The following is a 21,400-nucleotide window of genomic DNA, read 5'->3' as shown; positions in this document are numbered from 1 at the left end:
GCCAGTAGGGGGCGAACAGGCCGGAGAAGGCCGGGACGAAGTAGACGCCGCCGTTGTCCTCGACCTGGCGGGCGAGTGACTCGCTCTGGGAGGCGCCGGAGATGATGCCGAGCTGGTCGCGCAGCCATTGGACGGCCGATCCGGTGACCGCGATGGAGCCCTCCAGGGCGTAGACCGGCTTGTCGTCGCCGAACTGGTAGCCCACGGTGGTGAGCAGGCCGTGCTTGGAGCGGACCAGCTCGGTGCCGGTGTTGAGCAGCAGGAAGTTGCCGGTGCCGTAGGTGTTCTTGGCCTCGCCGGGGGAGAAGCAGACCTGGCCGACGGTGGCGGCCTGCTGGTCGCCGAGGTCTCCCGACAGCGGCACCTCGCCGTGCAGCGGCCCGGCCGACCGCGTGACGCCGTACAGGTCGGGATACGACGAGGGCGTGATCTGCGGCAGCATGGCCCGGGGGACGCCGAAGAACGACAGCAGTTCGTCGTCCCAGTCGAGGGTCTCCAGGTTCATGAGCATGGTGCGGCCGGCGTTGGTGGGGTCGGTGACGTGGACGCCGCCGTCGGTGCCGCCGGTGAGGTTCCACAGCAGCCAGGTGTCGGTGTTGCCGAAGATCGCCTCCCCGGCCTCGGCGGCCTCGCGGACGCCTTCGACGTTCTCCAGGATCCACTGGATCTTGCCGCCGGAGAAGTAGGTGGCGGGCGGCAGGCCGGCCTTGCGGCGGATGACCTCGCCCTTGCCCTCGCGGTCCAGGGCGCTGGCGATGCGGTCGGTGCGGGTGTCCTGCCAGACGATCGCGTTGTAGTAGGGCCGGCCGGTCCTGCGGTTCCATACCACGGTGGTCTCGCGCTGGTTGGTGACGCCGAGCGCGGCCAGGTCGGCGGCCGACAGGCCCGTCTTGCCGAGCGTGGTCTCGATCACCGCCCGGGTGCGCTCCCAGATCTCCACGGGATTGTGCTCGACCCACCCCGCCCGCGGCAGGATCTGCTGGTGCTCCAGCTGGTGGATGGCGATCTCGTTGCCGCCGTGGTCGAAGATCATGAAGCGGGTGCTCGTGGTGCCCTGGTCGACTGCTCCGACGAAGTCAGGCATGAAGTGTCGCCTCCTTTACGACTCGCGTGTCCGCGCGCCGGGATCCCGTCAGCGGCGGCGCCCCCGCCTTCACACGGCCTCGGGCTCGGTGGGGACGCGTCCCGGTTCCTGCTCGGCGGCCACGGGCAGGAACCGGCCGACGAGCACCTGGTACAGGCCGGCCCCGAGCACGCCGCCGACCAGCGGCGCCACGATGGGCACCCAGAAATAGAGGTGGCCGTACTGATCTCGCCAAGCGGTCTCGTACCCCGTCAGGAACGAGGCGAGACGCGGGCCGAAGTCACGCGCCGGGTTGATCGCGTACCCCGCGTCCGTCCCCCAGGCCATGCCGATCGCCACGACGACGAGCCCGATCACGAACGGGGCGAGGCCGGCCGACGGCGGGGTGTTGTTCAGGTCCGTCAGCGCGAGGATCAGGAACAGCAGGATCGCCGTGCCGATCACCTGGTCGCGGAAGGCGCCCCACTCGCGCACGGGCAGGACGCCGTTGCCGGGCAGGGTGGAGAACACCACCTGGGTCTTGACGGTGAGACCGGGGTCGGCCTTGGCGAGCACCTCGGAGTAGTTCCACCGCACGATCAGCGCGGCCACGAAGGCGCCCACGGTCTGCGCGAGCGAGTACGGCAGCACCTTGCGCCACGCGAAGCCCTTGAACACGGCCAGCGCGAGGGTGACGGCGGGGTTGAGGTGCGCCCCGCTGAGCCGGCCCGCGGTGTAGACGCCGAACGTGACGCCGAGCCCCCACGCCCAGGCGACGCTGTCGTGGTCGCCGACGCCGGCCGCGACCACCTGGGCGACCACCGCCGTGCCGAAAAGGATCAGGATCGCCGTGCCGGCGAACTCGGCGGCCAGCTCACCGACCAGGCGCGGAGCCTTCCTCGGTTCGGCCATGTCCTCTCCTCACTCCTCGCCCGCGACCGGCCGCCTTGCCGCGGGAGCGCCTTGACCTCGAGGCGAGGGACCGCCGGGCCGCCCGTCACCCTGACCCGTACGAATGAGTGACCTGCACCAACACTGCACCCGGGGCGGAGAAAGCCGTGTTCACCGTCGGGTCAAATGTTCCCGACGTTTCGGGACCGGCGAGTTCGCCCCGTACTGCGATCGCCGTAGCCGCGTACTGTCCCCAGGTACGAGGAGGCCGAGGCCGGAAGGTGCATAACCTAGGGCCGTGAGTCGTGTGACCGCGGTGCGGGACGCCGTACGTTCCCGGCCCTACCTGGTGGACACCGCCATCGCCGTGTTCCTCCTCGCGGGGACGATCATGGCCCCGCCGTCGCGGCATTATCAGAGCGCCCACCCTCTGAGCTGGCCCACCGTGGCCGTCGCCGTGGCGATGGGTGTGGCGCTGGTGTTCCGCCGCACGTGGCCCGGGGCCGTCCTGGCCGTGAACGTGGCGGGCCTGGTCACGCACCTGATCGTGCAAGGCGGAGCCAGGAACTCCCTCGACCTCCTCGCGGCGGTGGCGCTGGCCACCCTGGCCACACATCGCCCGCGCCGCGTCTCGTGGCGGGCCGCGGTGCTCACCGGGCTGGTCCTCGCCGCCGCCCGCGTCGCCTTCGCCCCCGACTCGCTCGCGCCGGACCTCATCGGGCAGACCGCCTGGATCGTGATGGCGACCGCCGCCGGGGAGGGCCTGCGCAGCCGCCGCGCCTACATCGCGGCGATAGAGGAACGCGCGCTCCGGGCCGAACAGACCCGGGAGGAGGAGGCGCAGCGGCGGGTGATGGAGGAGCGGCTGCGCATCGCCAGAGAGCTGCACGACGTCCTCGCCCATCACATCTCGCTCATCAACGTCCAGGCCCAGGTCGCCTCGCACGTCCTGGACGACGAGCCGCGCCAGGCCCGCGAGGCCCTCGGCCACGTCCGGCAGGCGGGGAAGGCCGCGCTGGAGGAGCTGCGCACCACGGTGGGGCTGCTGCGCCAGCCGGGCGCCGCCGAGGAACTGCCGACCGAGCCGGCGCCGGGCCTCGACCGGCTGCCCGAGCTGATCACGTCGTTCACCGCGGCCGGGCTCAAGGTCGACTGCCATCTCGAGGGCACCCCCCGCCCGCTGCCGTCCCCCGTGGAGCTGACCGCCTTCCGGGTCGTCCAGGAGGCGCTGACGAACGTCAACAAGCACGCCAGACAGGCGTCGGCGCTCGTACGGATCAGCTACGGCAACCGCGACCTGACCATCGACGTCACCGACGACGGCGCGGGCGGCGCCGCCGCGCCACCCGGCTCCGAGAGCGCCGGGCACGGGCTGGTCGGCATGCGGGAGCGTGCTCTGTCCGTCGGCGGCACGTTCAGCGTCGGCCCCTCCCCCGGCAGCGGCTTCCGCGTACACGCCGTGCTGCCCGCGCCCCAGAGGAGCGGCGTATGACCGTGCGAGTGGTGATCGCCGACGACCAGGCCCTGGTGCGGGCCGGTTTCCGGGTGCTGGTCGACTCCGCGCCCGATCTGGCGGTCGTGGGCGAGGCCGACACCGGCCACGAGGCGGTACGGCTGGCGCGCGACACCAAGGCCGACGTCGTGCTGATGGACATCCGCATGCCCGAGATGGACGGCCTGGCGGCCACCCAGGCCATCACCTCCGACGAGGACCTCGCCGGGGTGCGGGTGCTGGTGCTGACGACGTTCGAGATCGACGAGTACGTCTTCGCGGCCCTGCGCGCGGGGGCGAGCGGGTTCCTCGGCAAGAGCGTCGACGCCGACGAGCTGCAGGACGCCATCCGCATCGTGGCGCGCGGCGACGCCCTGCTCTCCCCCAGCGCCACCAAGGGGCTCATCGCGCGCTTCCTGTCGGCCCCGGGCGCGACCGTCGACCACACCCCGGAGAGCCTGGCGGTGCTGACCGACCGGGAGCGCGAGGTGATGACGCTGGTCGCGGGCGGCCTGACCAACGACGAGATCGCCGACCGGCTCGGCATCAGCCGCATGACGGCCAAGACGCACGCCAACCGGGCGATGCTCAAGCTGGGCGCGCACGACCGCGCCCAGCTCGTCGTGATCGCCTACGAGACCGGCCTGGTGCGCCCGCAGTCCCGCTGACCCTCCGGCACGGCCCGCGGCCGTCCGATTCCCGGTGGGCCCGGTAGCCGGGCGTCGTACTCCGGGAGGAGATCTACGGCGCTCGTGGTAGTCGGAGAACCCTCCCCGTGGGGGACGTTCGCACTCCCGGCAGCTATGAGCCTTGAAGGAGCGTGCCGGGCACCGTGCCCCCGCCCCGACCACGGAACGACGAGAAATGGAACGATGTCGCTACTTGCCAGACTGAGCCTCGCCAACCGGGGGCTCGTCGCACTCATCACCATCGTGGTGACCGCCTTCGGCGTGTACACCATCCCGGCGCTCAAACAGCAGCTCCTGCCGTCGCTGTCCTTCCCCGCCGTGTCGGTCGTCGCGCCGTACGCGGGGGCCGCGCCCGAGATCGTCGAGGACCGCGTCACCAAGCCGCTGGAGGACGCCGTCCGCAACCTGCCGGGCGTGACGGGGGTGAACTCCACCTCGCGGGAGTCCAGCGCGGTGATCCAGGTGCAGTTCGACTTCGGCACCGACATCGACGACGCCCAGAACCGCATCCAGCAGTCGATCAGCCGGGTGCAGTCGCAGCTGCCCGACAAGGTCGACCCGCAGGTGGTCGTGGGCAGCACCGACGACCTGCCGGTGGTGCAGCTGGCGGCCGCCTCCACGCAGGGCGAGCAGCAGCTGGCCGACAAGCTGAACAACGAGGTCGTGCCCGCGCTGAGCGGCGTGACCGGGGTCAGGGACGTCACGGTCACCGGCACCCGCGACCAGGTCATCACGATCACCCCGGACGAGGACAAGCTCACCAAGAAGGGCCTGAGCCCCTCCGCGATCACCAACGCGATCCAGTCGGCCGGCACCGCGATCCCGGCCGGCACGCTGACCAAGTCCGACAAGACGCTGAGCGTGCAGGTCGGGACCGCGTTCGGCTCGGTGGACGACATCAAGAACCTCTACCTGCCTCCGGCCGCGACCGCCGCCCCGACCGCCCAGGCGCAGGCCCCCGGCGGGCAGCGCGGCCAGGGCTTCCCCGGCGGCGGCCAGGCCGGTCAGGTCCAGGCGCAGGCCCCGGCCAAGCCCAAGCCGGTGCGCCTCGGCGACGTCGCCACCGTCAAGCTCGGCCTGGCCGACTCCACCACGCTCACCCGGACCAACGGCAAGCCCAGCCTCGGCGTCGCGGTCACGATGAAGCCCGACGGCAACGCCGTGTCGATCTCGCACGACGTGCGGGCCAAGCTCCCCGAGCTGGCCAAGGCCCTGGGCGGCGACGCGCAGCTCACGGTGATCTTCGACCAGGCGCCGTCGGTGGAGAAGTCCATCGAGAGCCTCACCACCGAGGGCCTGCTCGGCCTCGCCATGGCCGTGCTGGTCATCCTGGTGTTCCTGTTCTCGCTGCGGTCCACGATCGTCACGGCGGTGTCGATCCCGCTGTCGGTGCTCATCGCCCTGATCGCCCTGTGGGCGCAGGACTACTCGCTGAACATGCTGACCCTGGGCGCGCTCACCATCGCGATCGGCCGCGTCGTGGACGACTCGATCGTGGTGCTGGAGAACATCAAGCGCCACCTGTCGTACGGCGAGACCAAGCGCCAGGCCGTCGAGAACGGCGTGCGGGAGGTCGCCGGCGCGGTGACCTCCTCGACGCTGACGACCGTCGCGGTCTTCCTGCCGATCGCGTTCGTCGGGGGCCTGGTGGGCGAGCTGTTCAGCCCGTTCGCGATCACGGTCACGGTCGCGCTGCTCGCCTCGCTGCTGGTGTCGCTGACCGTCGTACCGGTGCTCAGTTACTGGTTCCTGAAGCGGCCCAGGCCGGGTGACTCCGAGGCGATCCGCCAGGCGGCCGACGAGAAGGAACGGCGCAGCCCGCTCCAGCGGATGTACGTGCCGGTGATCCGCTTCGCCACCCGGCATCGGATCACGACCGTCGCGATCGCCCTGGTGATCTTCGTGGGCACGCTCGCCCTGGTGCCGATGCTGCGCACGAGCTTCATCGACAACTCCGGGCAGAACACCATCAGCGTCCAGCAGACCCTTCCGGTGAGCACCTCGCTCGACGCGGCCGACGCCATGGCCAAGAAGGTCGAGAACGTCGTCACGGCCACCCGCGAGGTGGAGTCGTACCAGGTCACGGTGGGCGGCGGCAGCGGCATCTCGTTCGGCGGGCGCGGTGGCGGCGGCGGCTCCCGCGCGACCTACTCCCTCACGCTGCGCGAGGGCAGCGACACCGCCGCCGTGGAGAAGGGCCTCACCGACCGGCTCGGCAAGCTGAACGGCGTCGGGGAGATCAACGTGGGCCAGTCCGGCGGGTTCGGCGGCGACACGCTGCAGGTCGTCGTGCGGGCGTCGGAGCTGGACACGCTGCGCACCGCCGCGCAGTCGGTGCAGAAGGCCATGGCGGGTGTGCCGAACGTCGCCGAGGTGACGAGCAGCATGGCGGACACCGCTCCCCGCGTCGACGTCAGGGTCGACCGCAAGAAGGCCGCCGAGAAGGGCCTGTCCGAGATCGCCGTCGGCCAGGCCGTGTCCCAGGCCTTCCGGGGCACCACCGTCACCCAGCTGGCCTTCGACGGCACGACCGCGGACGTGATCCTGCGCGGCGAGGACACCCCGGCGTCGATCGCCGACCTGCGCGACCTGAAGATCGCCGGTAAGGTCACCGTGGGCGACGTCGCCGACGTCAGGCAGGTCAACGGCCCCGTCGAGGTCACCCGCATCGACGGCGACCGCAGCGCGACGGTGTCCGGCAAGGCCACCGGCTCCAACCTCGGGGCCACCACCGCGGACCTGAGGTCCAAGCTGGACGCGCTGACGCTGCCGGCGGGGGCCAGCTACGAGATCGGCGGCGTGAGCGCCGACCAGGCGGAGGCCTTCAAGAGCCTCGGCCTCGCCCTGGTGGCGGCCGTGGCCCTGGTGTTCTTCGTGATGGTGGCGACCTTCCGCAGCCTGATCCAGCCTCTGCTGCTGCTGGTGTCGATCCCGTTCGCCGCCACGGGGGCCATCGGCCTGCTGCTGGTGACCGGCACCTCGCTGGGCCTCGCGGCGATGATCGGCATGCTGATGCTGGTCGGCATCGTCGTCACCAACGCCATCGTGCTGCTGGACCTGATCAACCAGTACCGCGAGCAGGGCATGCCGCTGCACGAGGCGGTGGTCGAGGGCGGCCGCAGGCGGCTGCGCCCGATCCTGATGACCGCCATGGCGACGATCTTCGCGCTGCTGCCCATGGCGCTGGGGCTCACCGGCGGGGGCGGCTTCATCTCCAAGCCGCTGGCCATCGTGGTCATCGGCGGCCTGGTCAGCTCGACCCTGCTCACCCTGCTGCTCGTGCCCACTCTCTACACGATGGTGGAGAGCCGCAAGGAGAAGATCAGCGCCCGGCGCCGCCGCCGGGAGGAGGCCCGCTCGGCGCCGCCGGTCGAGGAGACCCCGAACCAGCCCGCCACCAGCGGGGCGGGTCGCTCGTAGCGGTACCGGACCAGAGTGGGGAGGCCGTCGTGGCGGCCTCCCCATTCGTCGTTCCAGGGCCGGCCCGGCTCGCGGCATGGGAGCGCGCCCATTCCCACTTGGGCGGAAAACTAACCCGTTGTCATTCCATATGAGGCGTTTTACCGTTTTACCGAAACATTCGGGGAGTGCACGTGCCAGTGCCGTCGCGAGGCACTCCGTCGCGCGAGCGAGGAGGGGCCGACGCCGATGGCGAAGCCGCTGGGCGTGCAACTGTACACCGTACGCGATCTAATGAGCACCAGCCGTGACGACGTCCTGCGGCGGATAGCGGAGATCGGCTACGGCGCGGTCGAGCCCTACGACCCCATGGACGACCCCAAGGGCTTCCGGCAGGTGGCCGACGACCTCGGGCTCACGGTCTCCAGCACCCACGCCTACGCCCTGCTGTCGCAGGAGCCCGCCGCCGTGCTGGACGCGATCGCCACGATCGGCACCGACCTCGTGGTCATCCCCGGCGGCATCGCCGAGGAGGAGTTCACCACGCGGGACGGCCTCGCCCGCACCGCCGACCTCCTCAACGGCCTCGCCGAGCAGGCCGCCTCGTACGGCATGCGGGTCGGCTACCACAACCACTGGTGGGAGATCGAGCCGAAGATCGACGGCCGGCACGCCCTGGAGGTGCTCGCGGGCCTGCTCGCCCCCGAGGTCTTCCTCGAGATCGACACCTACTGGGCCGCGGTGGGCGGCGCCGACGTACCCTCCCTGCTCGGGCGGCTCGGCGACCGCGTCCTCGCCCTGCACGTCAAGGACGGTCCCGGCGTCAAGGGTGAGCCGCACACGGCCGTCGGCGAGGGGATCATCCACGTCCCCGGCATCCTCGCCGCCGCCCCCGAAGCCTGGCGGATCGTCGAACTCGACCACTGCGCCACCGACATCGTCGAGGCCCTCGCGGCCAGCCACGCCTACCTGTCCAGGCTGGAGCGCGCATGACCACAGGACCCGTGGGCGTCGCCGTCGTCGGCGCCGGCGCGATCAGCGACGCCTACCTGCGCAACCTCACCGCCTTCCCCGACCTCCAGGTACTCGGGGTCGCCGACCTCGACGTCGGGCGCGCCCGCGAGAAGGCCCGGGCGTACGGCGTGCCGATGGCCGGGGACGTCGAGACGATCCTGGCCATCCCGCAGGTGGAGATCGTCGTCAACCTGACGATCCCCGCCGCGCACGCCGCGGTCGCGACCGCCGCCCTGCGGGCCGGCAAGCACGTGTACGGCGAGAAGCCGCTGACCCTCACCCCCGAGGAGGGCGAGAGGCTGCTCGCCGAGGCGGCCTCGGCGGGGCTGCTCATCGGCAACGCCCCCGACACCTTCCTCGGCGCGGGCCTGCAGACCGCCAAGTGCGCCCTGGCGTCCGGCCTGATCGGCGCGCCGGTGGCCGCGACCGCCGTCATGCAGAACCCCGGCCCCGAGTCGTGGCACCCCAACCCCGAGTTCCTCTACCAGCGCGGCGCGGGCCCGCTGTTCGACATCGGCCCGTACTACCTGACCGCGCTGGTCGCGATGCTCGGTCCCCTGTCCAAGGTCGCGGCCACCGCGCGCCAGGCCCGGACGCACCGGGTGATCGGCTCGGGCCCCAAGGGCGGGACGAGCTTCGCGGTCGAGGTGCCGACGCACGTCATGGCGCTGCTGGACTTCGCCGGCGGGCCGAGCGCGTCGTCGACGTTCAGCTTCGACTCCCCGGCGGGCGTGCGGACGTTGGAGATCATCGGCACCGAGGGCATGCTGTCGCTCCCGGACCCCAACACCTTCGACGGCCCGGTGCGGGTGCGCGGCGCGGACGACGAGGACTGGCGCGAGCTCCCCCTGGCCGGTACGACGGTCGGCCGTGGTCTGGGCGTGCTCGACCTGGCCCGAGCGCTGCGCGCGGACGTCCCCCACCGCGCCTCCGGCGCCCTGGCCCTCCACGTGCTGGAGGCGATGACCGCGATCGCCGAGTCGGCGGAGACCGGCGAGTTCCGTACCCTCCGCACCAAGGCCGACGAACCCATCCCCCTCCCCGACACCTGGGACCCCCACGAGCCCACCCTGACCTAGGCCGTGTCGCGGCCCGGGTGGTCCTGTCTTGTCAGGCTGTTCCCGACGTCCTAGTCTTCCATCGGACGTCAGGAGCAGCCTGACAGCGAACGCCCGGAGGACGACGTGCCGGCTCCTTCTCTGGCGGACCAGGACATCCGCTGCTCGTTCTGCTCCAAGCCGAAGACCGAGGTGGACAAGATGGTCGCCGGCCCCGGCGTCCACATCTGCAACGAGTGCGTGGGGCTCTGCAACGAGATCCTGGCGGCCCAGCCGGTCGAGACGCCGGAGATCCCCTGGGCCGAGAGCATGACCGACGAGCAGATCCTCGAACTCCTCCCGCGCATCGCGACCGTGGCCGCGCAGGTCGAGGACAACCTGCGGGTCTGGGTCCAGCGACTGCGCGACCGCGGCGTCACCTGGGCCAGGATCGGCGCCGCCCTCGGCATGACCCGCCAGTCCGCCTGGGAGAGGTTCTCCGGCGACGAATGAGGCTCCGCCCCGGCCGCACAGGAGCCCTCACCGCGTCGCGGCCGATCGGTCCCCTCACGATGTGGCGGCCCTACGGCTACCGCCACGCCGCGGCCGGGCCTCAGCGAACGCTCGCAGCGGGGCCGGCAGGAGAGAGGGGTCGGCTGATCTGGTCGCCCAGAGGGCGACGGTGATGTACAGGATCTGCTCGGGGATCCTCACCCACAGGGGTGTGGCCGGGCCGCCGTGGAACGGGATCTCGGCGAGGGCGGCGTAGATGTTGGCCGGGAGCAGCAGGACGAAAAGGGCCGTGAGGGCGAACCCGGCGGCCCACCTGGTCGCGGCCAGGACCAGCCCGGCGGCGCCGAGCAGTTCCAGCACGCCGGTCAAGTAGACCATGGCGTCCGGGAACGGCACGAACGGCGGCACCATGGCCACCAGGTCGGCATGGTTGGGCATGACCGTGACGCCGGCCGGGACGAAATGCGCGCTACCGGTGGCCAGCAGCATGACCGCCATCGCGTGTGCGGCGCAGGCCGACCACGTCGCGAACCGCCGTACCCCGAACGCCCCCAAGACCCGGAAGCCCAGCAGGGCGACCGCCAGCATGATGATCGTGTCGAACATGGGCACCTCTGGATAGTGTCGCTATCTAAATTCGATAGTGATGCTATCCAACCCTCTCCGCTCCGGCAACGGGCGCCCGGCATCGCGGAGCGATCGCCGACGGGGCGCGTAGCGGCAGTGCGATGCACATGTGGACCCCTTTCGCCTTCTGTCTACACTGTAGACGTAGACTACGGTGTAGATGTGGAAAGGAGATCATCGTGAACGACGCTGTCGTGGTGCCGGGGGCGCGGTTGCACGTCGAGCGGAGCGGGGACGGGCTCCCGCTCCTGCTGATCTCCGGCGGCGGGGGCGACGCCGGCATGTACGCGGACGTGGTCCCCCTGCTCGAGAAGAGCTTCAGCGTGATCACCTACGACCGGCGCGGCAACTCGCGCAGCCCGTTCACCGACCCCGGCGCCTCGATCACACCCGCTCGCCAGGCCGACGACGCCGTCGCCGTCCTCGACCACTACGGCCTGGAGCGCGCGTACGTCTTCGGCAACAGCGGCGGCGCGATCATCACCCTGGAGACGGTGATCCGGCATCCGGACCGCCTGCTGGGAGCGGTCGCGCACGAGGCGCCGCTCGTCCAGCTCCTGCCGCCGGACTCCCCCGAGCGGCAGGAGATCGAGCACATCGGCCGCCTCGGACAGGCGGGGCACGTGATGCGGGCCTACGCGGCGTTCGGCGGCATGACCTTGCCCGACCCGCCGCGGATGTTCCTGTCGCCGGCCGGTCAGGCCGTGATCGCCGCCGGCACCCACCTCATGCTCGCCGCCGACGGCCTGGCACGGAAGATCACTCGGCGCGAGCCTGACGTGATGATCCGCCAGCTGCGCAACGCCGAGCTGCTGATGCGCCGCGAGCTGCCCGCGTTCTGCTTCGACTACCGGCCGGACCTGGCCGCGCTGGCCGCCACCACCGCGCCGTGGTGCCTCGCCACCGGCCGCGACAGCACCGGCAAGCCGTACTCCGCTCCCGCGCACCTGCTCTCGGAACGGCTTGGCGTACCCTGCCAGGAGTTCCCCGGCGGCCACATCCCGTTCATGCAGCACCCGGAGGAATTCACCGCCACGCTCGCGAAGATCCTGGAGGGCTTCGAGGCATGACAGCCCACCCCAGCCCGCCGGGCGGACTGCCCCAGCCGCCCACCCGGCCCACCCTCAGCCGCGACTACCTCGCCGCGGCGGCGCTCACCCTCATCGACACCCATGGGCTGCGCAAGTTCTCCATGCGCAAGCTCGGTACGGCGGTGGGCTTCGACCCGATGGCGGCCTACCGCTACTACGACGACCAGGAGGCGCTCTTCGACGGCGTCGCCGAGGCGCTCTTCGCCGAGATCGACGTCGACACCCTGCCGTGGGACGGCCCCTGGCAGCAGCTGGCCCGCGACTACTGCCTGCGGCTGCGCGACACCCTCCTGCGCCATCCCCATGCCGTCCAGCTGTTCGCCACCCGCCCGGTACGCTCACCCGCCTCCATCGAGACGGGCGTGAAGATGCTCACCAAGCTCGGCGAGAACGGCATCCCGCCGGCGCAGGCGCTGCGCCTCGTCCGCTGCCTGCGCGAATTCACCGTGGGCCACGCCCTCGCCATCGCCGTGACCAAGCTCGGCGCCGACCGGCGCAGTCGCAGACCCCGGCCCGGAAGTCCGGACTACAACCTGCTCGCCGAAGCCGCCGACGCCACCGCCGTCGACGACCACTTCGAACTCGGCCTCACCGCGATCCTGCACGGCTTCGAGCACGCCGTCCCCTGACATGCCGGCCACTGCCGGGCGGGCAGCCGAAATGTCGGCGGGCGACCGTAGGCTACGGGTCAGTCGGCGACAGCGCGAGGAAGGATGAGGCGGATGGGCTTGGAAGTCGAGAGCCGGTCCTCCGATTCGCCGTACATCGAGCGGGTGTGGCGGAGCACCAGCCATGAGGTCGACCGGATGACCTCGGTCGCGACGACCACGTGGGATCTGGTCTTCTGGGAGCACCGGGGGCAGGTCAGCGCGTCCATTCAGGGGCCGGAGTCGAAGGCGGGTTTCGCCCCCGTGCCCGAGGACGCCACGTTCTTCGGGATCGTCTTCTCGCCCGGCACGTCGATGCCCCACCTGCCGATCAGCCTGCTCGTCGACGGTTCCGCGGAGATTCCCCAGGTGACCCGCAGGTCGTTCTGGCTGAAGGGGTCCACGTGGCATCGTCCCGGCTACGACGACGCCGAGGCGTTCGTACGGCGGCTGGTGCGTGAGGAGGTCCTGGTCTCCGACCCGCTCGTCACCGCGGTGCTCGACGGCGCGTCACCGCAGGTGTCCGAGCGGACCGTCCAGCGGCGCTTCGTGACGGCGACCGGGCTCACCCAGGGCGCCATCCGGCAGATCGCCCGCGCCAGGGAGGCGGCGGTCCTGATCCAGGAGGGCGTGCCGGCCCACGAGGTGGTCCACCGGCTCGGATACTTCGACCAGCCTCACCTGGCCCGCTCGCTGACCCGCTTCATCGGACGGACCGCCACCCAGCTCAGCGCTCAGGACCCCGTGGAGCCTCTGTCGCTCCTGTACAAGCCCGACCGCGCCTACCTGGCCGCTTGAGGCGCCAGTACGCGGGGCTCGTGGTCGTCCGGCTCGGGACGCCGGAGCGTGAGACGCGGCGCCGACCGATCCGGGAGCGACCCGGCTTCCGATAAAGTGCCGAGAAATGCCGGAAATCCGCCACACCCGTCCTGCGACGGGTCTGCGTCTTCTGCCCGCCGGTGCCGAGGTCGACGCCCACCGGCACGACGAGAACCAGATCGTCTACGCCGGCCGGGGCGTGCTGGCGGTCACCACCGACGCCGGCACCTGGATCGCCCCCGCCAACCGCGCCATCTGGATCCCGGCCGGCACCGTTCACGAGCATCGGGCCTACGGCGACACCGACCTCCACACGGTGGGCCTGCCGGTGAAGCACGACCCGCTGCGCCTGGACCGGCCCGCGGTGATCAGCGTCGGACCGCTGCTGCGCGAGCTGATCATCGCCTACACCGCGCCGCCGCCCGCGGAAGAGCCCTCACCGGCCGGCGGACACAAGCTCACTCCAGAACGCCGCCGCCTGCGGGCCGTGCTGATCGACCGGCTCCGTCACTGTGCCGAGCAGCCCGTCCACGTGCCCGCCGCCAAGGATCCGCGCCTGGTCGCGGTGTGCGCGATGCTCCGGGACGACCCCGCCGACGACCGGACGCTGGCGCAGCTCGGCGCGGCGGCCGGGGTCGGCGAGCGCACGCTGACCCGGCTCTTCAAGGCCGAGTTCGGCATGAGCTTCCCGCAGTGGCGCACCCAGTTGCGTCTGTTCCACGCGCTGCGCCTGCTGGCCGAGGGCACCCCGGTCACCACCGTCGCGCACCGATGCGGCTGGGCCTCCAGCAGCGCCTTCATCGACGTCTTCCGCCGGGCCTTCGGCCACACCCCTGGGGCCCACCGCGCCCACCACGGCGGATCGGTGCCGCCGGAGCGGTGGTGAGAGAGACTGAGAGTGTGACGATCGAGAACGGCCGCCCCTCTCCACCGGTGACCAGCCCCTCCATCCTCCTGCTGACGCTGGCGCGCCGGATCGAGGCCGAGCTCAACTCGGCTCTCGCGCCGCTCGATCTGACGGTCAGCAGGCTCGGGCTGCTCGGCCACATCGCCGGCGTGCCCGGGGTGTCGTTCAGCGACCTGGCGCGGATGTCCGGCATCACGGTCCAGACCGTGCACGCGGCGGTGAAGGCGCTGGCCGGGGCGGGGCTGGTGCGCGACGCCACCGCACGGGCCGGGTCCGCCTCCGCCATCGAGATCACACCGGAGGGCGCACGCCTCCTCCAGCGGGCCACGGAGGCGGTGTCCGAGGTCGACGACCGGATGTTCGGCCCGGAGGCGGAGCCCGTCCAGCGGCAGGTCGCCGACACCCTCCGCGCCGCCTTCCAGGGCGGTCCGCCGGCCTGATCCGCCGAAGGGAAGCGGCCCTCCCTCCCGACCTTCAGGGCGGCTGAAGCCTGAGATAGGCTTCAGCCTGCCTGAAGGATGGCAAGGGAGAGTTCATGGAAAAACTGTTGCTGTCGGTGCACGTGCTGGCGAGCATCGTGTTCGTCGGGGGTTCGGCCGTCGCCACGAGCCTGTTCCCCCGCTATGCGCCGGTCGCCGCCGAGGTTCCCGTCGGCGCCGCCGGCTCGCCGTCGCCGGATCCCGGCGAACGCGACCCGGCGATCGCCGTCACGCTCCACCGGATCACCCGCGTGTACAGCGTCCTCGGTATCGTCGTGCCCTTCGTCGGCATGGCTCTGGCAGGCCTCCAGGGCCGGATGGGCGAGATCTGGATCACCATCTCCATGATCCTCACGGCCGTGGCGGCCGTTCTGCTGGCGACGCAGATCTACCCGCGCCAGCGCGAGGCGCTCAGCGCGCCCGGCGACGGCCGCCGGCTGCGCACGCTCGCCATGCTGGCCGGCTTCTACAATCTCGCGTGGGCCGCCGTCGTCGTCCTCATGATCGTTCGCCCCGGCGCAGGGGCGGGCGCATGACGACGATGCGCGTCCTGCGGGCCGCGGCCGCGTTCGAGGCCGCCTCCCTGGTGGTCCTGTTCGGCAACCTGTTCACCGTGCACGTCAAGGCGATCTCGACGCTCGTCGGCCCCCTGCACGGCATGTGCTACCTGGGCGTCGTCGTGGCCACGGCACTGGTCCCGGCCGCCCCGTCCGGCGCCCGGTGGCGGGCCCTCGTCCCGGGGATCGGCGGCGCGCTCGCCCTCCGACGCCTCCGGAGCCACGGCGGCGAGCTCAGACCGTGAGCACGCGCCGCAGCAGGGCGTGAAGGGTGACCGCGCCCAGCAGCCGGCCGTCCTCGACGACGGCGACGAGGGGGCTGTGGGTGCGGGCCATCAGCGCGGCGACCTCCAGCACGGTGGCGTCCGGGTCGGTGATCGGCAGCTCACGGGGCTGTTCGGGCAGGCATTCGCGTACGGTGCGCCGCCCGAGGGCGCGCAGGAACAGGTCGGCGTGACCCTCGTCGATGACACTGGCCAGAGCCGGGTCGTCCTGGCAGTAGCGCGGCACGGCGAGCCGTAACACCTGGGTGCCGGGCAGTACGCACAGCGGCGTGCCGTCGTCGTCGACGACGATCAGCCCGGGCAGCGCCTGCTCGGCGAGCAGGCGCGCCGCCTCGACCGCCGAGGTGTCCTGCCTGACGGTGGGGAAATCGGTGACGAGATCTCGCGCGTGCACGAGGGCCTCCTAGACGGCGAGGTAACGGAGCCAGAGGTAGGCCGCCGCCAGCCCGACCGTGGCGACGGTGACGACCAGGCCGTACTTGGTGAACTCCCAGAAGCTGATGCGGACGTCGTTGCGGGCCGCGATGCCGAGGACGACCACGTTGGCGGACGCGCCGACCGCGGTGGCGTTCCCGCCGAGGTCGGCCCCGAGCGCGAGGGCCTACCACAGCACGTCGCCGTGCGGCCCGGCCGCGTGGACCAGGTCGGCCACGATCGGGCTCATGGTGGCGACATAGGGGATGTTGTCCACGATCGCCGAGAGCCCGGCCGAACCCCACAGCATGCCCATCGTGGCCGTGCCGAGCCTGCCCTGGGTGGCCGACGCGGCCGCCTGCGACACCTGGCCGATGACACCGGTCTCCACCAGAGCGCCGACCATGATGAACAGCCCCATGAAGAACACCAAAGTGGCCCACTCGACCTCGCGGAGCGCGTCCTCGACGGTGACCTTGGTGGCGGCGACCAGGAGGCCGGCGCCCAGCAGCGCCACCACGGCCGGCTCGTAGTGGAGCACCGGGTGCAGGACGAAGGCGACGATCACCACGGCGAGCACCGTCAGGCTCTGCCACAGCAGCCGCCGGTCCTGGATGGCCTCCCGCTCGTTGAGCCGCATGATCTCGGCCGCCCGCTCGGCGTCGTACACGAACGACGAGCGGAACAGCCACCTGCACAGGCCGATGAAGACCACCAGCACGACCACGATGAACGGGGCCAGGTGGACGAGGAAGTCGTTGAAGGTGAATCCCGCCCTGCTGGCGATGATGATGTTCGGCGGGTCGCCGACCAGGGTCGCCGTGCCGCCGATGTTCGACGCCATGACCTCGCTGATCAGGAACGGCGCCACCGGCAGCGCCAGCCGGTCACAGACCAGGAAGGTGACCGGGGCGATCAGCAGCACGGTGGTGACGTTGTCCAGCAGGGCGGAGGCGAGCGCGGTGATCACCACCAGCATGACCATCAAGCGGAACGGTCTCCCCCGGGCCCGCTTGGCCGCCCAGATCGCGACGTACTCGAACACGCCCGTCTGCTTCAGCACGCCGACGATGACCATCATGCCGAGCAGCAGGAAGATCACATTCCAGTCGACGCCGGAGCTCTCGGAGAAGAACGCCGAGCGGCCGTCCACGGCGTGGATCAGCAGCATCAGCCCGGCCCCGCCGAGGGCCGCGGCCGTACGGTGGATCCGCTCGGTGGCGATGAGAGCGTAGACGGCGACAAAGATCACCACGGCCGCGATCGCGGTCACCGGCGGACCTCCCGAATTCTGGACAGGCGATGAAATAACCGACACCGCCGACCAGACTTCCCGGCACACCTCCCGAAACCTTAGCCCATACCTCATTTCCGGTCACCGCCGCGGGCGGCGGCTCCCCTCAGCGGGGCATGGCGACGGTCAGGAGGAACGTGGAGTCCTGCAACGCCTCGACACGGTGCCGCTCGTCGGGCACGGCCAGCAGGTCCCCCGTCGAGCCCTCCCACGAGTCCTTGCCCGCGATCAGGCGTACACGGCCCTCCAACACGTAGATCGTCGCCTCGCCGTTGACCTCGTGATCGGTCTGCTCGGCTCCCTTCCTGAGGCCGATCACCGTCTGCCGGAGGATGCGTTCGTGCCCGCCCACGACCGTCTCGGCCGCGTGCCCGCCTCTCGACTCCGCCGCGCGCTCCAACTGCCGGCGGCCCATCGCCACCAGAGAGAACTTCTGCATGTCAGCCTCCATGCCTATCCTGACCGGAGGCCTACCCACGTCAGTCGTTCGACACCTGTGTCACAGTTTTTCGCGGGCCTCGGCGGCCCGCGAGCGGGCGTCGGCGGCGCGGCGGGCGGCCCGGTTGCGCTCCCGTTCGGCCACGCCGAGCCGCTTGGTCAGGCCCTCCTGACGGTCGAGGACGGCGTCGAGCTCGCGCCTGAGCCGCTCCGCCTCCTCAACGACGGCGTCGCGCGCCCGCTCGGCCTCGGCCACCTCCGCCTCCCACTCGGCCAGGGCGTTCTCGGCCTCGCGGGCCTCGGCCGCGGCGGCCTCGGCCTGCTGGGCCAGCCGCCGTCGCCTTTCCTCTTCCTCCCGCCGCCTGCGGGCTTCGGCCTCCTGCTTCCTGGCCTCCGTCTCCTTGGCACCGGGCCCCTTCGCGGCCGGTTCCCGCTTGGCCGCCGCCGGCCGCGCCGGTCCCGCCACCGGATGCGCCGCCGGGGAGAACGCGCCGGACAAGTCGCCGGCCGGGAAGAACCCGGCGTAACTCCTTGGCTGCGTGAGCCGTCCCGCGCGGACCTCCTCGGCCACGTCCGGGTCCATCGTGGCGGCGTGCAGGGTGTCCTCGACCTCGCGCACCGCGGGCTCCCGCAGCGGCCGCCCCTCCTCCTCGGCCAGGGCCTGGGCCCGGCGGACCAGGGCGCCGACCAGTTCGCCGCGCCGCTGGTCCAGCTCGCCGACGCGCCCGCCGGACGTCCACGCCGTGCGCAGCTCCTCGCCCAGATCGAGCAACCGGCCGACGTCCCCGGGCTCTGAGCGGGCCAGCCGGTTGACGGCCCAGGCCGGCAGCGTGGGTTTGCGCAGCGCGCCGACCTGCTTGGACAGCTCCGCCTGGCCCGCCTTCTTGGCCTCGGCGGCCAGCCGCTTGCGCGCCTCCACGAAGTCCTCGGGCGGAAGGCCGTACAACTCGTTCGCTGCCGCAGACAGATCCACACGAAACCCCATACCCCAAGCGGCGCGCCGGCGCCAGCCCCCGCGACACGAGGGAGCGCGGTTCCCGCTTCGGCGCCGATACGCGGGTTACCGTCGGTGACAGATGACGTGCGGCAGAACCGTCGGTGACCGAGCGGGCTCCGAGCAGTGGGACGGCTCCCCCCGGAAGCGCCCGCCCGGCGAGGGCTTACGCCGATAATGTCCGCCTTTTACGGGCCATGTCATGTTAACCACAGGGTCATGATGCCCAGCCAAGCTACGGGCGACCCGGCCCTTGATCCGCTCAGGAGCTCCCGTGCCGCACCTCGACCGCCGATCGTTCCTCGTCACCGGCCTCGCCGCCGGCACCGTCGCCGCGATCCCGGCGACCGATGCCCTCGCCGAGCCCGACCCCGCAGCCGACACCGCGCAGAGCCTGGCGTCCAGGGGCCTGCGCACCGACCCCTTCACCCTGGGCGTGGCCTCGGGCGACCCCGACCACGAGGGGTTCGTCATCTGGACCCGCCTCGCGCAGCAGCCGCTGGCCGAGGACGGCATGGGCGGCATGCCCGCGCGCCCGTTCACCGTGCTGTGGCAGGTGTACGCCGACGAGAGGTGCCGCCGGGTCGTCCGCTCCGGCGTGGCGGTGGCGGCGCCGGAGTGGGCGCACAGCGTCCACGTCGAGGTGGACCGCCTGCCGTCCGGCCGCGAATACTGGTACCGCTTCCGCGTCGGCCCCTACATCTCCCCGGCGGGCCGGGCGAGGACGGCGCCGCACCCGCTGTCGTACGGCGGGCCGCTCTCGATGGCGTTCGTCTCCTGCGCCCAGTTCGAGCACGGCTACTTCACCTCCTACCGGCGCCTGGCCGAGGACCACCCCGACCTGGTCCTCCACCTCGGCGACTACCAGTACGAGTACGCCAGGGACACCTACACCATCCCGGGCGGCAACGTCCGCGACCACGAGGGTCCCGAGACCGAGACGCTGGCCAACTACCGGCAGCGGCACGCCCAGTACAAGGCCGACCCCGACCTGCAGGCCGCGCACGCCGCCGCCCCCTGGCTGGTGGTCTTCGACGACCACGAGGTCGACAACAACTGGGCCGACGAGACCCCCGAGAAGCCCGAGGTGCCGCAGCCGAACTTCCCGGCCCGCCGCGCGGCCGCCTTCCGGGCGTACTACGAGAACATGCCGCTGCGCCGCACGTCGGTCCCCCGTGGCGTCGACATGCAGATCTACCGGCGCGTCCGCTGGGGACTGCTGGCGACGTTCCACATGCTCGACACCCGGCAGTACCGCGACGACCAGGGATGCGGGGACGGCTACAAGGACTGCCCGGCGGCCGTCGACCCGGCCCGCTCGATCACCGGTGCCGAGCAGGAGGCGTGGCTGCTGGACGGGTTCCGCAAGTCGCGGGCGCAGTGGGACGTCATCGGGCAGCAGGTGTTCTTCGCCCAGCGCGACAGCGACGCCGGGCCCGCCAAGGTGACCAGCCAGGACGCCTGGGACGGCTACGTCGCCTCCCGCAGGCGCATCACTCAGGGCTGGGTGGACGCGAAGGTGCGCAACCCCGTCGTGCTCACCGGCGACGTGCACGCGCACTGGGCGAGCGACCTCAAGCTCGACTACGACGACCCGACCGGCCCGTCGGTGGGCTCGGAGCTGGTCACCACCTCCATCACGACCGGCGGTGACGGCGCGGACTCCGACCCGGCCAAGCACCCGTGGCTCGCGATCAACCCGCACCTGAAGTTTTACAACAACCAGCGCGGCTACGTGCTGACCCGGATCGAGCGCGACCTGATGACCGCCGACTTCAAGGTGGTGCCGCACGTGCAGGCGCCCGGCTCGGAGGCGTACACCCGGGCCACCTTCGTGGTGGAGGACCGCGTGCCGGGCGTGCAGCAGACCTACCTGCGCCCGCTCGACCCCGGCTTCCGGGCCGAGCGGGAGATCACCACCGAGGACACGATCGAGCTGGAGACCCGGCGCCCCTGAGCCTCCGCAGCGTCGCACCGGCCACCGCCTTCAGGGCGGTGGCCGGTTTTATATGGCTTTTGCGGCTAATGCGAAGTAACGGGAAAGACGGGTTAACACCGAAGATCGACGGGTTACGTCGTTTCCGTTGACAACGGACCGGATCCGGCCAATGCTGTGCTCACTGCACGCCCATCTTTTGCCCATCATGCCCATGATTTGGGCATTACGAGTGGAAGCCGAAGCCCGTGTTCGCGACTCATGGCGGGACCCCCCACCCTGCCCCGGCACCGATCCGAGCGAGCGTGCCGTGAACGCCGACGCCCACCCCCTCGACGGCGGCCTCTCCGGCTGGTGCGACCTCCCCGACTCGCCGCTGGCCCCCTCCGTCGCCCGCCGCTGGGTGTCGGCGATACTCGGTTCCTGGGACCTTCGCCTGCCCCCCGCGAGCGAGGCGACGATCGCGATGCTGACCAGCGAGCTGGTCACCAACGCCGTCCAGCACGCGGCGCCCGAGGCACGCGGCACCGGCGGCATCAGGATCAACGTGAGGGCGGAGTGCAGCATGGTTTGGCTGGCGGTCTGCGACCCCGACCCGACGCTTCCCACGCGCCGCGCGCCCGACTTCCTCGGCGAGAGCGGCCGCGGGCTGTTCCTGGTGGACGCCCAGGCCGACCGCTGGGGCGCCGTCCAGCACGAAGGCGGCAAGTACGTCTGGTTCAGCCTCGACTGCCTCGGCGACGGACGGCACGCGGGCGAGGCGTCGCCGACGGCTCCCCCGCTGACGGCCGCACGACCGATGCCCTGACCCGAAG

23 protein-coding genes are annotated in these 21,400 nt (G+C 71.5%); 15 read left to right on the top strand and 8 right to left on the bottom strand.

Features of this window, described 5'->3' with window-relative positions:
• Together glpK and KIK05_RS07295 are read right to left on the bottom strand one after the other, a co-directional pair.
• A partial coding sequence (gene glpK, locus KIK05_RS07300; protein WP_214409770.1) for a glycerol kinase GlpK occupies positions 1–1,084 on the bottom strand: 1,084 nt, incomplete at its 3' end.
• Positions 1,085–1,153: 69 nt separating this feature from the next.
• Positions 1,154–1,975 (bottom strand): MIP/aquaporin family protein, encoded by an 822-nt coding sequence (locus KIK05_RS07295; protein ID WP_214409769.1) that lies wholly within the window; start codon positions 1,973–1,975, stop codon positions 1,154–1,156.
• Positions 1,976–2,252: 277 nt separating this feature from the next.
• Between KIK05_RS07295 and KIK05_RS48770 the strand changes: the two genes are divergently transcribed.
• From KIK05_RS48770 to KIK05_RS47990, 6 genes are all read left to right on the top strand, one after another.
• Positions 2,253–3,446, top strand: coding sequence for a sensor histidine kinase (locus KIK05_RS48770; RefSeq protein WP_214409768.1), 1,194 nt, complete (start codon positions 2,253–2,255; stop codon positions 3,444–3,446).
• Positions 3,443–4,114 (top strand): response regulator transcription factor, encoded by a 672-nt coding sequence (locus KIK05_RS07285; RefSeq protein ID WP_214409767.1) that lies wholly within the window; start codon positions 3,443–3,445, stop codon positions 4,112–4,114. Before KIK05_RS48770 ends, KIK05_RS07285 begins: the two co-directional genes overlap by 4 nt.
• Before the next feature lie 204 nt (positions 4,115–4,318).
• Entirely contained in the window at positions 4,319–7,555 is a 3,237-nt protein-coding gene (locus tag KIK05_RS07280; protein WP_214409766.1) for an efflux RND transporter permease subunit, read from the top strand.
• 228 nt (positions 7,556–7,783) lie between these two features.
• Positions 7,784–8,527, top strand: a complete 744-nt coding sequence (locus tag KIK05_RS07275) for a sugar phosphate isomerase/epimerase family protein (RefSeq protein ID WP_214409765.1) — start codon at positions 7,784–7,786, stop codon at positions 8,525–8,527.
• The gene (locus KIK05_RS07270; RefSeq protein ID WP_214409764.1) at positions 8,524–9,627 is read left to right on the top strand and encodes a Gfo/Idh/MocA family protein; all 1,104 of its coding nucleotides are present in this window, start codon (positions 8,524–8,526) and stop codon (positions 9,625–9,627) included. The genes KIK05_RS07275 and KIK05_RS07270 overlap by 4 nt, the downstream gene beginning before the upstream one ends.
• Positions 9,628–9,732: 105 nt before the next feature.
• On the top strand, positions 9,733–10,098 hold the full coding sequence (locus KIK05_RS47990; protein WP_214409763.1) for a ClpX C4-type zinc finger protein: 366 nt from the start codon (positions 9,733–9,735) through the stop codon (positions 10,096–10,098).
• Between the two features lie 54 nt (positions 10,099–10,152).
• On the opposite strand, the gene KIK05_RS07260 is transcribed toward KIK05_RS47990, so the two are convergent.
• Positions 10,153–10,704 carry a DoxX family protein gene (locus KIK05_RS07260; RefSeq protein WP_250562417.1) on the bottom strand — a complete coding sequence of 184 codons (552 nt, stop codon included), beginning with the start codon at positions 10,702–10,704 and terminating at the stop codon, positions 10,153–10,155.
• Positions 10,705–10,904: 200 nt separating this feature from the next.
• On the opposite strand from KIK05_RS07260, the gene KIK05_RS07255 reads away from it, so the two are divergent.
• The 7 genes from KIK05_RS07255 (at position 10,905) to KIK05_RS07225 (ending at position 15,470) form a co-directional block, all read left to right on the top strand.
• Positions 10,905–11,795, top strand: coding sequence for an alpha/beta fold hydrolase (locus tag KIK05_RS07255; RefSeq protein ID WP_214409762.1), 891 nt, complete (start codon positions 10,905–10,907; stop codon positions 11,793–11,795).
• A complete protein-coding gene (locus KIK05_RS07250; RefSeq protein WP_214409761.1) occupies positions 11,792–12,445 on the top strand; it encodes a TetR/AcrR family transcriptional regulator in 654 nt (217 codons plus the stop codon). Before KIK05_RS07255 ends, KIK05_RS07250 begins: the two co-directional genes overlap by 4 nt.
• A gap of 93 nt (positions 12,446–12,538) precedes the next feature.
• A complete protein-coding gene (locus KIK05_RS07245; protein ID WP_214409760.1) occupies positions 12,539–13,261 on the top strand; it encodes a helix-turn-helix domain-containing protein in 723 nt (240 codons plus the stop codon).
• A 106-nt stretch (positions 13,262–13,367) separates the two neighbouring features.
• The gene (locus tag KIK05_RS07240; RefSeq protein ID WP_214409759.1) at positions 13,368–14,168 is read left to right on the top strand and encodes an AraC family transcriptional regulator; all 801 of its coding nucleotides are present in this window, start codon (positions 13,368–13,370) and stop codon (positions 14,166–14,168) included.
• A 14-nt stretch (positions 14,169–14,182) separates the two neighbouring features.
• Positions 14,183–14,629, top strand: a complete 447-nt coding sequence (locus KIK05_RS07235; RefSeq protein ID WP_214409758.1) for a MarR family winged helix-turn-helix transcriptional regulator — start codon at positions 14,183–14,185, stop codon at positions 14,627–14,629.
• 95 nt (positions 14,630–14,724) lie between these two features.
• Complete coding sequence (locus KIK05_RS07230; protein WP_214409757.1) at positions 14,725–15,204, top strand: hypothetical protein; 480 nt, start codon at positions 14,725–14,727, stop codon at positions 15,202–15,204.
• Complete coding sequence (locus KIK05_RS07225) at positions 15,201–15,470, top strand: hypothetical protein (protein ID WP_214409756.1); 270 nt, start codon at positions 15,201–15,203, stop codon at positions 15,468–15,470. The genes KIK05_RS07230 and KIK05_RS07225 overlap by 4 nt, the downstream gene beginning before the upstream one ends.
• Here the strand turns inward: KIK05_RS07225 and KIK05_RS48765 are convergent.
• The 5 genes from KIK05_RS48765 to KIK05_RS47975 all read right to left on the bottom strand — a co-directional run bounded on the left by KIK05_RS48765 (position 15,460) and on the right by KIK05_RS47975 (position 18,628).
• On the bottom strand, positions 15,460–15,903 hold the full coding sequence (locus tag KIK05_RS48765; protein WP_214409755.1) for a CBS domain-containing protein: 444 nt from the start codon (positions 15,901–15,903) through the stop codon (positions 15,460–15,462). The genes KIK05_RS07225 and KIK05_RS48765 overlap by 11 nt on opposite strands.
• 9 nt (positions 15,904–15,912) lie before the next feature.
• Entirely contained in the window at positions 15,913–16,050 is a 138-nt protein-coding gene (locus KIK05_RS48760; RefSeq protein WP_308249792.1) for a hypothetical protein, read from the bottom strand.
• 60 nt (positions 16,051–16,110) lie between these two features.
• Positions 16,111–17,196, bottom strand: a complete 1,086-nt coding sequence (locus KIK05_RS07215; RefSeq protein ID WP_308249791.1) for an ArsB/NhaD family transporter — start codon at positions 17,194–17,196, stop codon at positions 16,111–16,113.
• A gap of 127 nt (positions 17,197–17,323) precedes the next feature.
• Positions 17,324–17,656 carry a cupin domain-containing protein gene (locus tag KIK05_RS07210; protein WP_214409754.1) on the bottom strand — a complete coding sequence of 111 codons (333 nt, stop codon included), beginning with the start codon at positions 17,654–17,656 and terminating at the stop codon, positions 17,324–17,326.
• 60 nt (positions 17,657–17,716) lie between these two features.
• A complete protein-coding gene (locus tag KIK05_RS47975; protein WP_214409753.1) occupies positions 17,717–18,628 on the bottom strand; it encodes a hypothetical protein in 912 nt (303 codons plus the stop codon).
• A 295-nt stretch (positions 18,629–18,923) separates the two neighbouring features.
• Between KIK05_RS47975 and KIK05_RS07200 the strand changes: the two genes are divergently transcribed.
• Complete coding sequence (locus tag KIK05_RS07200; RefSeq protein WP_214409752.1) at positions 18,924–20,606, top strand: alkaline phosphatase D family protein; 1,683 nt, start codon at positions 18,924–18,926, stop codon at positions 20,604–20,606.
• 289 nt (positions 20,607–20,895) lie between these two features.
• Entirely contained in the window at positions 20,896–21,393 is a 498-nt protein-coding gene (locus KIK05_RS07195; protein ID WP_214409751.1) for an ATP-binding protein, read from the top strand.
• The last annotated feature ends 7 nt before the right edge of the window (positions 21,394–21,400 follow it).

Origin of the sequence: Sphaerisporangium fuscum (assembly GCF_018531465.1) — a bacterium.
In the GTDB taxonomy this organism is placed as follows: Bacteria; Actinomycetota; Actinomycetes; order Streptosporangiales; family Streptosporangiaceae; genus Sphaerisporangium; species Sphaerisporangium fuscum.
This window is presented reverse-complemented; position numbering and strand designations above follow the sequence as displayed.

Bases quoted from the DNA above. Each gene is read 5' to 3' on its own strand.
- KIK05_RS07295 (WP_214409769.1), bottom strand. From the start codon at position 1,975: ATGGCCGAACCGAGGAAGGCTCCGCGCCTGGTCGGTGAGCTGGCCGCC.
- KIK05_RS07285 (WP_214409767.1), top strand. From the start codon at position 3,443: ATGACCGTGCGAGTGGTGATCGCCGACGACCAGGCCCTGGTGCGGGCC.
- KIK05_RS07280 (WP_214409766.1), top strand. From the start codon at position 4,319: ATGTCGCTACTTGCCAGACTGAGCCTCGCCAACCGGGGGCTCGTCGCA.
- KIK05_RS07275 (WP_214409765.1), top strand. From the start codon at position 7,784: ATGGCGAAGCCGCTGGGCGTGCAACTGTACACCGTACGCGATCTAATG.
- KIK05_RS07270 (WP_214409764.1), top strand. From the start codon at position 8,524: ATGACCACAGGACCCGTGGGCGTCGCCGTCGTCGGCGCCGGCGCGATC.
- KIK05_RS07260 (WP_250562417.1), bottom strand. From the start codon at position 10,704: ATGTTCGACACGATCATCATGCTGGCGGTCGCCCTGCTGGGCTTCCGG.
- KIK05_RS07250 (WP_214409761.1), top strand. From the start codon at position 11,792: ATGACAGCCCACCCCAGCCCGCCGGGCGGACTGCCCCAGCCGCCCACC.
- KIK05_RS07245 (WP_214409760.1), top strand. From the start codon at position 12,539: ATGGGCTTGGAAGTCGAGAGCCGGTCCTCCGATTCGCCGTACATCGAG.
- KIK05_RS07240 (WP_214409759.1), top strand. From the start codon at position 13,368: ATGCCGGAAATCCGCCACACCCGTCCTGCGACGGGTCTGCGTCTTCTG.
- KIK05_RS07230 (WP_214409757.1), top strand. From the start codon at position 14,725: ATGGAAAAACTGTTGCTGTCGGTGCACGTGCTGGCGAGCATCGTGTTC.
- KIK05_RS07225 (WP_214409756.1), top strand. From the start codon at position 15,201: ATGACGACGATGCGCGTCCTGCGGGCCGCGGCCGCGTTCGAGGCCGCC.
- KIK05_RS07210 (WP_214409754.1), bottom strand. From the start codon at position 17,656: ATGCAGAAGTTCTCTCTGGTGGCGATGGGCCGCCGGCAGTTGGAGCGC.